The organism is Streptomyces sp. NPDC102259, assembly GCF_044766465.1.
In the GTDB taxonomy this organism is placed as follows: Bacteria; Actinomycetota; Actinomycetes; order Streptomycetales; family Streptomycetaceae; genus Streptomyces.
Genome location: NZ_JBIWMA010000004.1, coordinates 321,151 through 334,975, shown reverse-complemented (window position 1 = coordinate 334,975; position 13,825 = coordinate 321,151). Strand labels below are relative to the sequence as shown.

Annotated in this window: 13 protein-coding genes; 3 read left to right on the top strand and 10 right to left on the bottom strand. The window is 69.7% G+C overall.

Annotated features, from left to right (window positions below):
* Nucleotides 1-40 precede the first annotated feature (40 nt).
* From ACIRPU_RS13360 to ACIRPU_RS13315, 10 genes are all read right to left on the bottom strand, one after another.
* On the bottom strand, nucleotides 41-694 hold the full coding sequence (locus ACIRPU_RS13360; protein WP_403865839.1) for a hypothetical protein: 654 nt from the start codon (nucleotides 692-694) through the stop codon (nucleotides 41-43).
* On the bottom strand, nucleotides 691-1,767 hold the full coding sequence (locus ACIRPU_RS13355; protein WP_403865836.1) for a hypothetical protein: 1,077 nt from the start codon (nucleotides 1,765-1,767) through the stop codon (nucleotides 691-693). The genes ACIRPU_RS13360 and ACIRPU_RS13355 overlap by 4 nt, the downstream gene beginning before the upstream one ends.
* Entirely contained in the window at nucleotides 1,764-2,390 is a 627-nt protein-coding gene (locus ACIRPU_RS13350; protein WP_403865833.1) for a hypothetical protein, read from the bottom strand. Before ACIRPU_RS13350 ends, ACIRPU_RS13355 begins: the two co-directional genes overlap by 4 nt.
* Before the next feature lie 25 nt (nucleotides 2,391-2,415).
* Complete coding sequence (locus ACIRPU_RS13345; protein ID WP_403865830.1) at nucleotides 2,416-3,045, bottom strand: hypothetical protein; 630 nt, start codon at nucleotides 3,043-3,045, stop codon at nucleotides 2,416-2,418.
* A 41-nt stretch (nucleotides 3,046-3,086) separates the two neighbouring features.
* Nucleotides 3,087-5,306, bottom strand: a complete 2,220-nt coding sequence (locus tag ACIRPU_RS13340; RefSeq protein ID WP_403865827.1) for a hypothetical protein — start codon at nucleotides 5,304-5,306, stop codon at nucleotides 3,087-3,089.
* Nucleotides 5,307-5,354: 48 nt separating this feature from the next.
* Nucleotides 5,355-6,002 (bottom strand): hypothetical protein, encoded by a 648-nt coding sequence (locus tag ACIRPU_RS13335; RefSeq protein WP_403865824.1) that lies wholly within the window; start codon nucleotides 6,000-6,002, stop codon nucleotides 5,355-5,357.
* A gap of 38 nt (nucleotides 6,003-6,040) precedes the next feature.
* The gene (locus ACIRPU_RS13330; protein WP_403865821.1) at nucleotides 6,041-9,028 is read right to left on the bottom strand and encodes an ATP-binding protein; all 2,988 of its coding nucleotides are present in this window, start codon (nucleotides 9,026-9,028) and stop codon (nucleotides 6,041-6,043) included.
* A 36-nt stretch (nucleotides 9,029-9,064) separates the two neighbouring features.
* Nucleotides 9,065-9,547 (bottom strand): hypothetical protein, encoded by a 483-nt coding sequence (locus ACIRPU_RS13325; RefSeq protein ID WP_142265349.1) that lies wholly within the window; start codon nucleotides 9,545-9,547, stop codon nucleotides 9,065-9,067.
* 64 nt (nucleotides 9,548-9,611) lie between these two features.
* Nucleotides 9,612-9,875, bottom strand: coding sequence for a TrbC/VirB2 family protein (locus ACIRPU_RS13320; protein WP_142265350.1), 264 nt, complete (start codon nucleotides 9,873-9,875; stop codon nucleotides 9,612-9,614).
* Nucleotides 9,876-9,938: 63 nt separating this feature from the next.
* Nucleotides 9,939-11,624: a conjugal transfer protein gene (locus ACIRPU_RS13315; RefSeq protein WP_403865817.1), complete on the bottom strand. Its 1,686-nt coding sequence runs from the start codon at nucleotides 11,622-11,624 to the stop codon at nucleotides 9,939-9,941.
* Between the two features lie 350 nt (nucleotides 11,625-11,974).
* Between ACIRPU_RS13315 and ACIRPU_RS13310 the strand changes: the two genes are divergently transcribed.
* The 3 genes from ACIRPU_RS13310 to ACIRPU_RS13300 all read left to right on the top strand — a co-directional run bounded on the left by ACIRPU_RS13310 (nucleotide 11,975) and on the right by ACIRPU_RS13300 (nucleotide 13,820).
* On the top strand, nucleotides 11,975-12,574 hold the full coding sequence (locus ACIRPU_RS13310; RefSeq protein ID WP_403865814.1) for a hypothetical protein: 600 nt from the start codon (nucleotides 11,975-11,977) through the stop codon (nucleotides 12,572-12,574).
* Nucleotides 12,575-12,611: 37 nt separating this feature from the next.
* Entirely contained in the window at nucleotides 12,612-12,974 is a 363-nt protein-coding gene (locus tag ACIRPU_RS13305; protein WP_403865811.1) for a DUF4913 domain-containing protein, read from the top strand.
* A 177-nt stretch (nucleotides 12,975-13,151) separates the two neighbouring features.
* A complete protein-coding gene (locus ACIRPU_RS13300; protein WP_403865808.1) occupies nucleotides 13,152-13,820 on the top strand; it encodes a hypothetical protein in 669 nt (222 codons plus the stop codon).
* Nucleotides 13,821-13,825: the final 5 nt, after the last annotated feature.

The following is a 13,825-nucleotide window of genomic DNA, read 5'->3' as shown; positions in this document are numbered from 1 at the left end:
CGACTTGGCACAGTGACGAGACGAAACGTTCACACGGGCCTCAACTGTCCGTCGGGTCACTGGCTTTGGGCGTCCGCAGGCGGCCAAGTGCCTGGCGGGCCCGGCCCGAAACCGCTTTCGCGCTGCTTCCGCGCATCGCCAGTACGCCGAGCACACCGAGGAAACCGAGCGGCACACCGGCTTCCGGCAGGAACATCCCGACGACGGACGCGATGACGAGGATCACATCCGCGAGCACGACGGTGACGCCCCGTCGGCCCGGGTGCTCCTTCACCATCCAGGCGCCGAGGAGCGCCATTCCGGCGAGCGCCCAGTAGCCGAAGGCGGCTGTGCCGGTGACGGTGGCGCTGCTGGACAGGCGGACCGCGTCGCTCACGGCGGAGAAGTAGCCGGTGAACGCTGCGGAGAGGATGGTCGAACCGAGGCCCAGGAGGAGCTGGGTGCGGCGGCGGAGCAGCCAGACCAGTCCGCCGAGGACGATCAGGGTGCAAACGGTGACGAAACTGGAGCCGCTCTCGGAGGCGATGGCGAAGAGGGTGTAGGCGGCGGCGAGACCGAAGACGAGGCGGGGGAGGAGCTTGACCGCCCAGGGATCGTTCTTGTCCTGGTGGAGGAGGCGGCGGAGGAGCTGAGCCGGGGTCTTGCGCGGGGGCGGGGGTGTGTCGCGTCGTGCGGCCTTGTCTCTCACGCTCATCCCATCCCCGTGCCGGTGGCTTGCTTGCCGAGATCGGGAGCGGGCGGAGCCGTCGACTTGACGGTGGAGGTGGCGGTGGCGGCTTCGGGCTTGACGGGAGTCGGTTTGAAGCCCATCTGCCACACGGGGATGGAGGCTGTCGGCTTCTCCGTCTGTTTCGGCACAGCCGCTGCGGGCGTCTCGGCTTCGGGGCCCCTGGACTCCGTTGCGCTGGAGGCGGAGCCGGCCTTCTCCACAGTCCGTTCTGCGCGTTCTGCTGTCACCGACGCGCATTCGGCGGCCACAGCGGCTTGGCGGGCTACGGGGTCCTGTGTCGCGTAAGCGACGGGATCGACGTAGTGAGGGAGGGACGGGTCGTCGACCTGCACCTGAGCGCGCACGCCGTTGGTGCCGACCTCGGTCCTCGTCTCCTTCGGCCACGCCTGGGGGGCGGGATATGCGAAGTTGATGTTGTCCAAGCCGACGTGCTGGTTGGCGTGCAGAGTGGGGAGTTCGCTGTTGTAGAGGATCGACCGGGTGTGGGCGGTCTCGGCGAAGACGACGACGGGACCTTCGGCCGCCTCGGCGTAGGTTTGGGAGATGTTGCCCCAGCACTCACGGGCCCAGGCGTAGGTGTAGCCCTCTTCGTCGCCACCGAGCGCCTTGCGGACGGCGTCTTCGAAGAGGTACATCTCGTTCAGACGGCGGCCTCCCGCCGTCGTTTCGAGAGTCTGGGCCGAACCGGGATTTCGTTTGTTCTGGCTTCTGGCCCAGGCCTCGGCAATGTAGCGGTTGTCCAGGAAACGTTCGCTGTTCCAGTTCAGCGGTGCCCTTGTATTCGGTATTCCGTGTGACCAGAAGGCACTGGTCGGGGTGGTGCCCTCGGGAGGTTCCACGCCCTTGGGATCCGTGGTCAGGCTTTGGATGTAGTCCTTGACGGAGGTGAAACCCGCAGTCTCGGATTCGGTCTCCAGGCGACGGGCGAGGGCCAGGGAACCCTCCCTGGTGCTCGCCTCCTGTGCGTTTTTGGCTTCCTCGTTGGCGATGTTGAGGGCGAGCTCTTCGATGTACTTGGGTATCAGCTGAGGGCTCACAGTCCCCCGATCTCGACCGGACGCGGGTGGAAGGTCACCGACAAGTTGGCGGTGCCACGACGGGGTGCCGGTCCGGCGGTATCTGCCTTGAGCGAGACCTCCATGATCACCAACGGGCCGGTTGTCTGCTGGGGCATCCAGTAAGCAAGCCGGTGCGGGTTCTGCTGCTCGAGCCGGTAAGCGCGCGATCCGACGTCGTGATTGCCGAGGTTCTCGGGGAAGTCCTCGGCGTCCCACGCGCCTTCCCAGGTCGGTTCCCCCAGCACGGAGCAGGTGGCTGTCAGGTACACCGGCCAGGCGCGGGCAGCTTCGGCCAGTAGGGCGGGGTTGTCCTCGACGGCTTCCGCGCTTACTCCCCAGACCCAGTGGCTGACGTGGGTCACCGGGGCCCAACTGCCGGCGAGGTTGTTGAGGGTGAATGTGCCGCCGGTGTCGGTGCGCACCTGGAGCACTCGCTCGAAACTGGTCGGTACCCAGTCGAATTGCGCGCACCACATGTCCAGGCCCTTGCCCGGATAGGGCGGGCCCGACCAGATGGTCGGCCAGTCCACGTCGGTCAGTCCCCGCAGCTCGGTGACCAGTTCCTGCGGGGTGCGGTCCTGGAGTCCTGAAGTGAGGCCCATGATCAGTCTCTCGTCTCGGTTGTCGTCACAGCAGCCAGCCGGGGCCGTCGTCCTCGGGGTCGGCAGGGCCGTGGCAGGCGAGAGAGATCGTCGCACTGCCCGGCCCCCAACCGGCCGCCGTACCCGCCGCGAGGTTCGCCTTGAGCACGAACAGCGGTGCCCCCGGCGTACGGAAGGACCACACCGCCAGCCGGTACGGGTCCCGGTGTTCCGCACGCCACTCGGCGTTCTGCCAGTACGCGCGGCCGGGCGGGTCCGGGAAACCGGCCGTGTCCCAGTCGCCGGACCAGGTGGGCACGCTCAGCACCGCTTGGACGGCGGCGACGTACGCGGGCCACTTCCGGGCGGCGAGGGACATCAGTGCCTCGTTCTCCGCCGCCGCACCCGCGCGTACCGACCACAGGACGTGCTCGAGGCGGGTCACCGGGCGGGCGGGGGCGACCGAGGCGAGGTGGAGGCGGCTGCCCTGTGCCGTACGGACCCACTGGCCCGACTCGAACCACAGGGGACGCCAGCCGAACCCCGCGCACCAGCGCGTCCGCTTCTCCTCGTCCTCCGGTACCCCGGCCCACACCGTGGGCCAGTCCACCTCGACGAGCCGCGCCAGTTCCCCGACCAGCTGGTCGGGGGTGCGGTCGGCGGTCAGGACGGGCATGGAGTGGCTCCTCGAAGCTGCTTACGGGCTGGGGGGCGGGGTCAGACGCGACCGCTGGGACCGCGTGGGTCCCGGGGCGGCGGGGGGACGACCGGAGCCGCCGGCGGCGTCGGCTGCCGGGGCGGGGCCGGCGGGTCGGCCGGGGCGGGGCGGGGGCGTGGCGCGGACGGCTGCGGCTGCGGTGCGGGAGCCGGGCGGGGCTCGGTCGACGGCACGGACTGCTGTGGCGCCTGCTTGCCGCCCGAGTCGCTGACGCGGCGGCCGCGCTTGGGCGCGGGCGGAGCCTGGGCCTCCTGCTCCTCCGGCTGGCGGTTCCGATCCTCCTGGGCGGCGCGCGCTGCCTCAGCCGACCGGTACGCCGTCTGTTGCTGCTCGCGCTTGGACTGGCCGAGCCAGCCTCGCTTCTGCAGTGCGGCCCGGCCCCGGCCCTTGTTGGCGAACTTGTCCAGGGCCCAGGCGCCGCCGCGTGCCGCGCTGCCGGTCACGCGGGCCGTGCCCTTGGCGGTGGTGCCCGCGACGCGGCCGGTGGCACGGGCGGATCCGATGGCGAGGCCCGGGGCCATGGCGGCCGCCTTGTCGAAGGTGGCGTTGGCTCCGTCCCGGATACCGAGGGCGTCTTCGCCGCCCGCGACCTGCGGGGTGAAGTTCCCGGCGAGGAGCTTCTTCAGCATCATGACGACGGCGACGGTGACCAGCAGCAGCATGAGCAGCTGGGTGCCGAGGGCGATCTGCGCGGGCAGGATCATCTGGTAGAGCACGAGCAGCACGGTCAGGATGACGCCGAAGCCTGCACGCAGCACGAAACTGTGGATGAACGTCTCCAGCCAGCTCTTCAGCAGTTTCTGCTGGGAGGGATGGATGCCGAGCGTGGCGACCAGCGGCAGCAGCATGACCAGGATCAGTGTGACCGCGTGCCACAGGAGGGTGAGCGCGCTGAGCGCGAGGACCATCACGCCGACGATGAAGGCGGCCACGAGGGAGTAGAACGCGATGCCCACCCGGTCGGTGGCGTTCTTGCCGGCCCAGTCGTTGAAGGCCACGGGGTAGATACTCTTGTCCGCGGCATCCTCGCCGACGGCGATGTCGATGCGGATCTTCTGCCAGTCCTTGAACTTACTGTCGTTGCTGACGCCCTTGATCTGGCTGTCGACGTTGGTCCATGACTGGGCCACGGCCTGCTTCACGCGCAGGTCGGCACAGCGGACGCCCTCTCCCCAGGAGCACTCCGGAGCCTTCTCCGACAGGGCGCAGACGCCGTCCGTGCCGACCGTCCCGGTGTCGTTCTTGAAGATGCACGTGGAACCCGGCTCCCCGAACTGCCCCATGGCCCACGGCCGGAAGGCGAGGGTGTCGTACATGGCGCAGCTCGACAGCCGAAGGCCCACTTGGCCGGGCTCGTCCTTGCCGTTGTTCGGCAGGTCGCACGGGCTCTGCATCTTGCCCGAGACACCCGCGAGCACGGTCGAGCTGAGCGCGGAGTTGGCCTCGGCGATCCATTTGTCGGAGCTCTCGACGACCTTGTCGTAGTTGTGGCCGGTGAGGAACGCCATGACGGCGATGACGGTCAGGGCGGTCCAGGAGACTCCCGCCCACACCTCGCGCATGTCGCCCTTGCGCCATTTGGTGAAGACCCACAGGCCGACCAGCAGGATCATGACCGCGACGGCGGGCTTCAGGACGTTGTCGCGCAGCGTCGTCACGACGTTGTCGCGGCCCGTGTACAGGCCCGAGAAGGGGCTCGGGTTGGACGCCATCTCCTTGACGGAGATGGAGAACCGGGTGAGCACCTTGGTGCCGTAGAAGACGGCATCGGCGATGCCGTTGTTGACATAGGCCATGACCTGGCAGGAGTCGGCCCCACTGCCCCACGAGCCGTTCTCCTCAGAGGCGTCGCCCTTGCCCTTGAAGGTCATGGACCAGTTCAGGCCTCGCATGCCGTTCAGCTCGTACAGGGTGTAGTGCTTGGCCTGGCCCTGGTCGACCTTGAAGGCGCCCTTGACCGTGCCCGTCTCGTCACCGAGGTTCTTGGAGCCGTCGCTGTCCTTCCACTGCACGACGGCGGGCATGATGCCCTCGCCGTTACTGCCCGGCGAGTCCATGTGGTAGCTCTCGTCGCCGGTGAAACTGCAGGAGAAGTCCGCGTACGCCGAACTCGGCGCGGCCAGGGTGAGGGCGATCAGCGCCAGCACCACGAAGAGGCCGGCGCGGACGGCCACACCGGTTTTCCGTATGCGACGGCTCAGCACGCTGGGCGGGTGCATCTGAAAATCCTTACGGAGACGGGGAAAGGGCTGCTGCGGAGACGGCCGTCAGCCGGCGGAGAGGTAGTTGGTCAGTACGCAGCCGTCTGCCGACGCGTCCTGGGTGCGGTAGCCGTCGGGTGCCTTGAAGTCGGGGTCGCAGTTCTCGATCATCAGGCCGGTCTGGAGCAGGCTGTCGCTCGCCTCGTAGTTCGTGGGATCGACGATGAAGTCCGCGCCGATGAGGAACTTGCCGCGGCTCAGCCGGCCGGCCCATCCCTCTTCCTTCGCCGACTCCCTGGCCGTGTCCCGGTAGTTCTCCTGGAACGCCTTCATGTCCTTGGGCAGGTAGACGACCCAGCCCCCGAGATCGGACCTGGTGTCACCGCAGAAGCCGGCTTCCTTGATCGACCAGGCCGCGGCCTCGCGCTGCTCCTTGGCCGTGTCGTCCTCGTCGGTGTGACCGAGGAAGCCCTCCACGGGGGTTCCCTGCGCGCCTTCGTCCGTGGTGATGTCCGTGCACGGCAGGCCCGCTCCGGCGATGAAGTCCTGCGCCTCCTCCAGCGACTTCGCGCTGGGCAGGCTGCCGCCCTCGGGGGCGGCAGCGGAGGCAGAGGCGGGGTGGGGCCCGGAGTCCGAGTCCGACCCGCACCCGCTCATTGTCGCGAGGAGGGCCAGGGACACGGCCCCCGTGGCGAGCGGCTTGGACAGGCACATGGGGATGCGGTCTCCTCGGTGGGTTCGGGTGGTGGGCGTCATACCGTGGCCGTTGCCGGGGCTTCCGACCGTGCCGGGTCCTCCTCCACCTCCTGGAGGAACGTCCAGTCCCAGACGCTCAGCGGTGGGTTGACGCCCTGGCGGGCCGGGCGGGTGGTGCCGTTGGTGTCCGTGGCGGCGAGGATCTCCTTGAAGACCAGGTCGACGGCGACCGTGCCGACGCGCTTGTCGACGTCGCGCTGGAGGCAGACACCCGTGCGGAGGTCCTGGAGGGCCGCGATGACCTTCGGGTCGTTCTCCGGGCGGCCCAGCAGAGGGGCCACCAGGGACGCCTCCTGCGCCGACTTCTGCTTGAAGGCGAAGACCGTGTGGATCTGGTTGGCGCCGCCGCTGCGGGCCTCGGAGTCCTCGATCTGGACCAGGTCGATGGCCTGCTGGGTGATCAGGACGGTGACCGCCAGGTAGGAGCGGCCCTGCTTCAGCGCGCGGCGCATCAGGTCGCGGCCGGACTCGGTCGCCGTGACGACGTACGCCTCGTCGACGAACAGTGCCTTCGGGCGGAGGCCGATCTCGCCGGTCACCGGGTTCTTCTCGTAGCCGACGTCGAGCATCTGGCTGCCCAGTTCCACGACCGCCATGAGGGCCGTCGCCGCGAGGCGTTCCGCCGGGTTCCAGCTGCGCGGGTCGGAGGCCGCGGGCGACTGGAAGCCGCGCAGGGTGATGACCGTGCGGCGCTTGCGCATGCTGGACAGGGGCTGCGGGCGCTCCGCGAAGGAGAGACGGGCGTAGGGGAGCGTGCGCAGCTCGGTGAGGAGCATCTGCGCGAGCTTCAGGTCCTTGATCGCCTCCCGGTCGCCGCTGGCCACCGCTTGGTCGTACGCCGCGACGACCTCGTCCACGACCTGCCACAACGTCGGGCGGGGGACGGCGAGTTCGGCGTCGCGGGCGGTGTGGCCCTGCTCGACCGCCTGGCGGATCGCGGAGTTGTAGCGGCCGATGACGGTCGCCATGCCCTCGATGACGGGGAGGCGTACGCGCTGGTAGTCCTCGTCGCCGAGGAAGCCCCGGAGCATGGACTCGGCGAGGAGGCGGCCCGCGGGGACGTCGCGGGCGATGACCCACGGGTCCAGGACGCCGGCCTGGCCCTTCAGGAGGTCGACGACCTCCGTCTCCGCCCAGAACTCGGGGTTCACCGGCTGGAACTTGCTGGCCGGAGTGCCGAGGAGGCCCGCTTCCGCGTCGCCCGCGAACGCCGGGTCGTTCACCTGGGCGCCGAAGCCCAGGTAGTAGCAGAGCTGGGCGAAGTCGGTCTTCGGGTCGATGACCAGGCAGCGGACGCCCGACTCCGACTCCTCGTAGAACTTCTGGAGGGCCAGCGAGGACTTGCCACCGCCGGAGGCGCCGACGATGGCCAGGCCGCCGCCGTCGTTGCGGGCGGGGCCGACGTGCAGCGAGTAGTGGACCGGCATCTTGCCCGCCCAGCCGACCAGGTTGCCGACCCAGCCCAGACGCTTGCCGGAACGGTGCTCGGGATTGTCGCCCAACTCCGTCCCCGCGGTGGGCAGTCCGGCGCCGAGCTGCTCGACCTCCTGGAGCCGCAGGTAGGGCGCGATCGGCAGCTTGGGCGCGTCGCCGGGGAGCTGTGCCTGGAGCAGCCGCCACTGCTGGCGGGTCGGGCGCAGCAGGGTGACCTTCAGGTCCTGCTTGAACTGCATCTCCAGGACCCGGCGCCGGCGCTCGAGCTCCTTCACGTCGTGCGCCGAGATCGTGAAGCGGATCTGCGCCTCCATGCCCGGCATCTTGTGCTCGTCGATGTCGTCGACGAGCTCCTGGGCGCGGGTGACCTGCGTGGCCAGCTTGGTGTCGGGGCTGCGGCCGGAGTTGGCCATGTCGTTCATCTCGTCGACCAGGTTGCCGCGGATCTTGTCGGCGCGGTCCTTGAACTTCAGGTACGGGATGAGCGTGAACCGCATGTCGATCTCGACGGGGAAGTCGACGTGCTGGGCGGCGTAGCGCGCCCACGCGGTCGACTGGCGGAAGCGGGTCTCCGCGGGCCAGTTGGCGGCGACGAGGGTGGTGGTGTAGCTGGTCTGCTGCTCGCCCGTCACCTCGTCGTACTGGTTCAGCACGATGTGCGTCTTGCGGTTCTCGCCGGAGAAGTCGACGACCAGGTCGAACTGGTTCGGACCCCAGGCGCGCGAGCCGAGCACCGGCTCGGGAGGCACCGGGAGGTCGCCGTGGAGCGGCTTGCGGATCAGCCAGACGAGTTCCTCGCGGGTGAGCGGGGCCCCCTTGAGGCCCTCCAGGCTCTCGTGGACCTCGACGGCGACCTGCGTCCACTCGGCGAGGACGTGCGGGGAGAGGTACTCGTCCGTGACGCCGGTCGCGGTGGCGGCGGCCTGGTCGGCGGCGCCGCGCACGCCCTGGAGCAGGCCGGGCTCGTCGTACGGCTCGTCGTCCTGGGCGACGACCCCGCTGCCGCCGTTGGTGCGCTTCAGCGAACCGAGCTTCACCAGCAGGATGTTGCGCTCGCGCTTGGCGCCGATGCGCTCCTGGTACTCGGCCTTGCGCAGGTTGTACGCCTTGTAGTTCTCGGTGGGCTCCCAGGCGACCGCGTTCAGCTCCTCCGCCCAGGTCATCGCGGTGATCGGCTGGTAGACCTTGCGGTAGTGGCACTCGACGTTGCGGTCGCCGCGGGCCAGGTTCAGCAGACCGCGGGCCGGGCCCTCGGCCATGGCCTGGAGCTCGCCGGCGTTCAGGTACTCGTCGATGGCGTTGGGCAGGACCATGCCCGTCCACACCGAGTCGCCGTGCACGAAGATCATGTCGTCGGCGTAGCGGTAGGGGAGGCGGAGGTCCTCGCGGCGGGCGGCGGCCGAGGAGTTGGACGGCTTGGAGCGCGCGGCGGAGGAGTTCCTGCCGCCGCCCTGGCCGCCCTGGCCGTTCTTCTTGCTCGACGAGGCGGCCATGATCATGGCGACCACGAAGAAGGCGGCCGCCCCGCCCAAAAGGATCAACATGAACATGGAGGAGTCACCCTGGGGTAGTTGACGTGTAGAGGTTCAGCGGTAGGTGGAGAACGCGCTGCCGCGTTCGGCGGCGGCCCGGCGTGCGGCCTCGTAGCGGGACTGCCAGCGGGACGAACCGGGAGTGAAGAGGATGACCTGCCAGTGCAGCTCTTCCGGCTCCTGGTCGGCGGCGAGGCCCTGGAGACGCTTGGGCTGGAACCACCAGTCGGTCCACACCACGATCTGCTGGCTCAGCGTGAGCGCCGAGGGCAACGGCCGTCCCCAGACGAAATAGACGGCGAACGGAGGCCCGAAGTAGAGGATCGACGTCCACATCGACATGCCGAGGAACGGCAGGAACGCCGACATCGTAAACAGAGCGATGAGCCAGATCAGCCCGAAGCCGAAGGCCGCGCCCAGCGCGGGCAGCAGCAGGCCCGGCAGCGGGATGTTGCCCCAGTTCCAGATCCGCTTGGGGCGGTTGACCAGATCGGTGTGGTCGTACGCGACCAGCGGCTCCGGCGCCTCCTGGCTCATGTCTGCGAACTCCCCTGATAGGGACGAGAACTGATGGACTGTCGAGCAATGTCCGAGCGGTCGGTCAGTTGCCGCCGCCGATCTCCGTGCCGAGGCCGATGAGCACGCCTGCGAGGCCGCTGGCGCCACCGATGATCAGGGCGGCGAGCGCGATCATGCCGAAGCCCTGGAAGGCCTCGCGCATCCCGTCGCCGCGCTTCATCGACATCAGCATGCGGATGCCGAGGACGAGCAGAGCGATGACGGCGACCATGGTGCCTGCGTTGCGGAGGATTTCCTCGATCTTGTCGAACATGTCCGTCAGCGTGGTACCGGCGGCCAGGTACATGGTGATTCCTCTCGGTGGTTGAGCGGTAGTAAGAGGTGGGGGGTGGGAGCGGCGCGGTCCCGGTCAGGACTTGCCGGGTTGCGGCGTGCCCTTGGGCGACTGGGCGGACGTGGAAGGGGAGGCCGGTGCGGACGGGGAGGGGCTCCCCGTCGCGGGGACGCTGTCGGTGTCGTCGCTGTCGGCCCGACCGCCCTGCTCGTCGAGCACACCGCCCCGGACGTCTTTGATGAACCAGCCCTGGGCCGTGTTCACGATCGTCATCCGGTACGCGCGGCGCACGGCGACGCCCTTCGCGTCGCTCCAGTCGACGGCCACGCGCACCTGGACGTCCTGCCCGACGCCGTAGGCGTAGGGGTCCGTGTCCTGGACGCTTGACGGCACGAGCGCGACGACGGTGCCGATCTCCGGGTTCGTCAGGCGTCCGGAGAGGCCGGTAGTGGCCGTCAGCGTCGCGTCGGGCGTGATGAAGCGGGACATCGCGGTCGTGTCGGAGGCACCCCAGGCCGCGAAGTAGCCGGGCAGCACCTTCTGCTGGAGCTGCGTGGAGAGGGCGTCGTCCACGACCTCGTCGCTCTGGTCGACCTCCGGCACGTCCGCACGCGCCGGCAACGGCATCTGGCCGACATCGCCGGCGATGCGCATGCCCTCGCCCGTCTTGAGGTCCTGCACATAAACGGGGACGGTGAGCGTGGTGAGCGTGCCGTCGTCCGTCCGGACCTGCACGCCCAGGTAGCGGCCGTGGTCACCGTACTCGGGAAGCTTCTCGGCGGTGCCGTCCCAGGTGACGGAGACGGCCGTGCTGGTGCCCTCACCGCTCCAGCCGCACTCGGGGTCGACACCGGCGGAGGAGTAGCGGGCGAGGTCGGTGCGGCGGGTGGACGAGGTGTCGGGGGAGAACGTCATGCAGAGCTGCGCGTACTGCTCGGCGAAGGCCGCCGCCTGCTCGGTGGGGAACTCGGTGAGGCGGTACCGGGTGGCGTCCGACGCGTCCAGCCCCGCGGTGGTGGACCCGGACGACTTGCCGATCACCAGTCCCATCACGCCGCACGAGCCCAGCGCGAACACGCAGGTCGTGATCAGCAGGGTGGCGCGGAGCGCGACGTGCGTGCGGCGTCCGCCGCCGGGGATACGGCCGCCGGGCTTGGGCACGTCGAAGTCACGCGCGGGGGCGGGCTTCAGGGTGGCCTGGCCGGGGGTGGCTGCACCCGGGGCGCTCGCGCCCGCGGCCGGGGCGCTCGCGCCCGTGGTCGGGGCCGCCGTGGCCCTGGGCGGCATCGTGGAAGAGCTGTGGGCGGGGGCCTGGTGGCCGTGCTGGGGGGAGTACTGGGCGGTAGGCGTGGGCGTGGGCGCCGGCGCGGCGGCGGTGGCGGCCGTCGCCGTACCGCCCCGCTTGCGCTGCTCCTTCTCCGCCTTCTTCTGCTCGTACGCCGCCTTGCGCGCCGCCCGCTCGCGCTCGCGCTTCTCCTTCTTCGACTCGCCCTGGGGCCGCGTCTCACGCGGCGGCAGCGACGGGACGGCGGCCTGGCCGGCCCGGGGCGTGCTGCGCACCCAGGCGGCGGCGACCTGAGCGCGGGCCGCGTCGGAGGGAAGCGGCTGCGGCTGCTGCGGGGCCTGCTGCGGGGTGGGCGCCTGCTGGCCTTGCCCCTGCCACGCCTGCTGCGGCGGCTGCTGGGAAGGACCGAAGGACCCGGGCTGCCCGGAAGGCTGGCCTCCGCCGACCGCGCCAGCAGGGCTGTTGTGGTCTGTCATCGAGTCGGTTACTCCAGCGAGTCGGTTCCCCGTCCGCCTGGGCGGGTTCACGACCGCACCGCACGACGGGCCCTGGCCCGGCCAGGTGCGCTTGGCAGTGTGACAAAGACCTGTCACCGGACCGGTGCCGCTTTCCTCGCCGGGACTGCGGGAATTCCCGATGCCGTGTCCATGAGGAAACCGGTCGGGAAAACTGTCAGGGACACGACGGGAAGGTGGCGTGCCGTACCGGGCCGCCCTGGGCCCACAATGCGCTGGGCACGTGTGCCCGAGGTGCCCGGCTACCGCTACTCGGCTACCGCCACCCGGCACCACCCCTTGGACCCGACGGACCCGGCGAAGGACGAGAGTTGACCGACCACAACGGGCACCCGCAGCAGCCGCAACCCCCGGAGCAGCCCGACCCGCGCACCTGGGAGATCCCTCAGCAGGCCCCGCCGGTCCAGCAGGTCCCTGCCGCTGCCGCTCCCTCTGCGCCTGTCCCCGCCCCTGTCCCCACCCCTGCGCCCGCTACCGCACCGGCCCCGGCCCCGCAGCCGGCCCAGGCCGCCCCGCAGGTCTTCCAGGCCGAGCACGCCTGGGTGGACGGCTATGAGCCCGGCAACCCCTGGCAGGCCAGCCTGTGCGTTCAGACGCCGTACGGGACCTTCGCCTATCCGCTCACGCCGAACACGATTCCCGAACTCCTCGAGCAGATAGTCCTGGTGGCGCAGGAGCAGCAGGGGATGCCGGTCGGTTTCGACGAGGATCCCGAGTCGGCGCCGACGGTCGGCGAGGAAGAGGGCGAGGAGCAGGAGGGGGTGGTCGCCCGCCTCCAAGGGGGGCGCGCCGCACGGATGAGCGGCTGGACGGTCGTCCACGACCTGTGGGAACGCGAGGATCCGACGGCGCGCATCGTGATGGGGGCGATCGTGGTGGTGCTCTTGTTGCTCGGTATTTTCCTGACCTGATCACGCCACCGCTACAGACCGACCGATGAGGACAACGATGACAAGCACCGACGAGGTCGGCACCGAGCCGGAGTTCTACTTTGCGGACGTCTTCGTCTTCGTCTCCGACTACCTCGCCCAGTTGATCCGCCGCCGTGTCAACGGCACTTCGGCCACCTGGTGCCCGAAGTGGTGGGAGCACCCCGAGGCCGGTGCCCGGCTGTCGGCGCTCTGGCTGGCCTGGGAGCATCTGCGCCAGGACCCGGCGCTCGGCATGTCGACGTGGTGGCTGCACCATGCCGATCCGCATCTGCGGGTCCTGATGGACGCCGACTCGGGGCCGTTCGCGGCCTGTTCACCCAAGGACGGGCACACGGCCTACCCGTTCGATCCGCTGCCCGTGGAGCCGCGTTCGGAGTGAGAGTCCTTCGTTCGCGACCGCGGCGGAACGTCTTCCTTTCCCGGGACCCCGGCCCGGCCATTCCCGGTTCTTTCCCCACCGGGAAAACGCGGGGCTTCGCCGCGCCACCGCCACCTACCGTGTCCCGGTCACCCGTCGACCGCCGTTACCGGCCCATCACAAGGGAGGCGCGGGAACGTGGAGTTGCCTGCCGAGAACAAGCGCACGGCACTACTGCCTCTGGTCGTGCTCGGCGCTTTGTTGATTCTCGTGCTGACGATGTTCACCGTCTTCGACGGTGACGACGATGACAGCGGCGGCGCGGACGCGGCGCCGACCGCCACTTCCGACGGTCGCAACGGTGCCGACGCCGACTCGGGTTCTTCGGGCTCCGATGCGGCCGGCAACGGCGCCACACCCATCGTCGAGCCTGCCGAAGTGGCCAAGGCCCATGCCGTCATGGCGAAGTACATGGCCGGGCTCACCACCTACGATCACACGAGCAAGGCAGCCGCCTGGGGCGCCCCGCTGCTCGCCCTCACCACCGGCGACACACAGATGAAGCAGACGACCGTACTGCCGTCCGGCAAGGAGTGGGCGACCTGCCAGGCCGAGGAGTGCTCGTCCAAGGGCGCGGCGGTCGTCGAGCGTGACGCGGTGATAGCCGACGACGTGGTGCGCGACAGCGGCCGGACCATATCCAGCCTGGTGAAGGTGACCGTCACGCACACCTCCGGCGGCCAGTCCTCTACGGAGGAGAACGAGTGGCTGGTGACCGTCAAGGAGGACGGCGGTCAGTGGGAGGTGTCCGGCTTCGATGTCTTCGGTCTCGGCAACGTCGGGACCTCCGAAGACGCAGGGGAGTGAGCCGG

Bases quoted from the DNA above. Each gene is read 5' to 3' on its own strand.
- ACIRPU_RS13360 (WP_403865839.1), bottom strand. From the start codon at position 694: ATGAGCGTGAGAGACAAGGCCGCACGACGCGACACACCCCCGCCCCCG.
- ACIRPU_RS13350 (WP_403865833.1), bottom strand. From the start codon at position 2,390: ATGGGCCTCACTTCAGGACTCCAGGACCGCACCCCGCAGGAACTGGTC.
- ACIRPU_RS13345 (WP_403865830.1), bottom strand. From the start codon at position 3,045: ATGCCCGTCCTGACCGCCGACCGCACCCCCGACCAGCTGGTCGGGGAA.
- ACIRPU_RS13340 (WP_403865827.1), bottom strand. From the start codon at position 5,306: ATGCACCCGCCCAGCGTGCTGAGCCGTCGCATACGGAAAACCGGTGTG.
- ACIRPU_RS13335 (WP_403865824.1), bottom strand. From the start codon at position 6,002: ATGTGCCTGTCCAAGCCGCTCGCCACGGGGGCCGTGTCCCTGGCCCTC.
- ACIRPU_RS13330 (WP_403865821.1), bottom strand. From the start codon at position 9,028: ATGTTCATGTTGATCCTTTTGGGCGGGGCGGCCGCCTTCTTCGTGGTC.
- ACIRPU_RS13325 (WP_142265349.1), bottom strand. From the start codon at position 9,547: ATGAGCCAGGAGGCGCCGGAGCCGCTGGTCGCGTACGACCACACCGAT.
- ACIRPU_RS13320 (WP_142265350.1), bottom strand. From the start codon at position 9,875: ATGTACCTGGCCGCCGGTACCACGCTGACGGACATGTTCGACAAGATC.
- ACIRPU_RS13315 (WP_403865817.1), bottom strand. From the start codon at position 11,624: ATGACAGACCACAACAGCCCTGCTGGCGCGGTCGGCGGAGGCCAGCCT.
- ACIRPU_RS13305 (WP_403865811.1), top strand. From the start codon at position 12,612: ATGACAAGCACCGACGAGGTCGGCACCGAGCCGGAGTTCTACTTTGCG.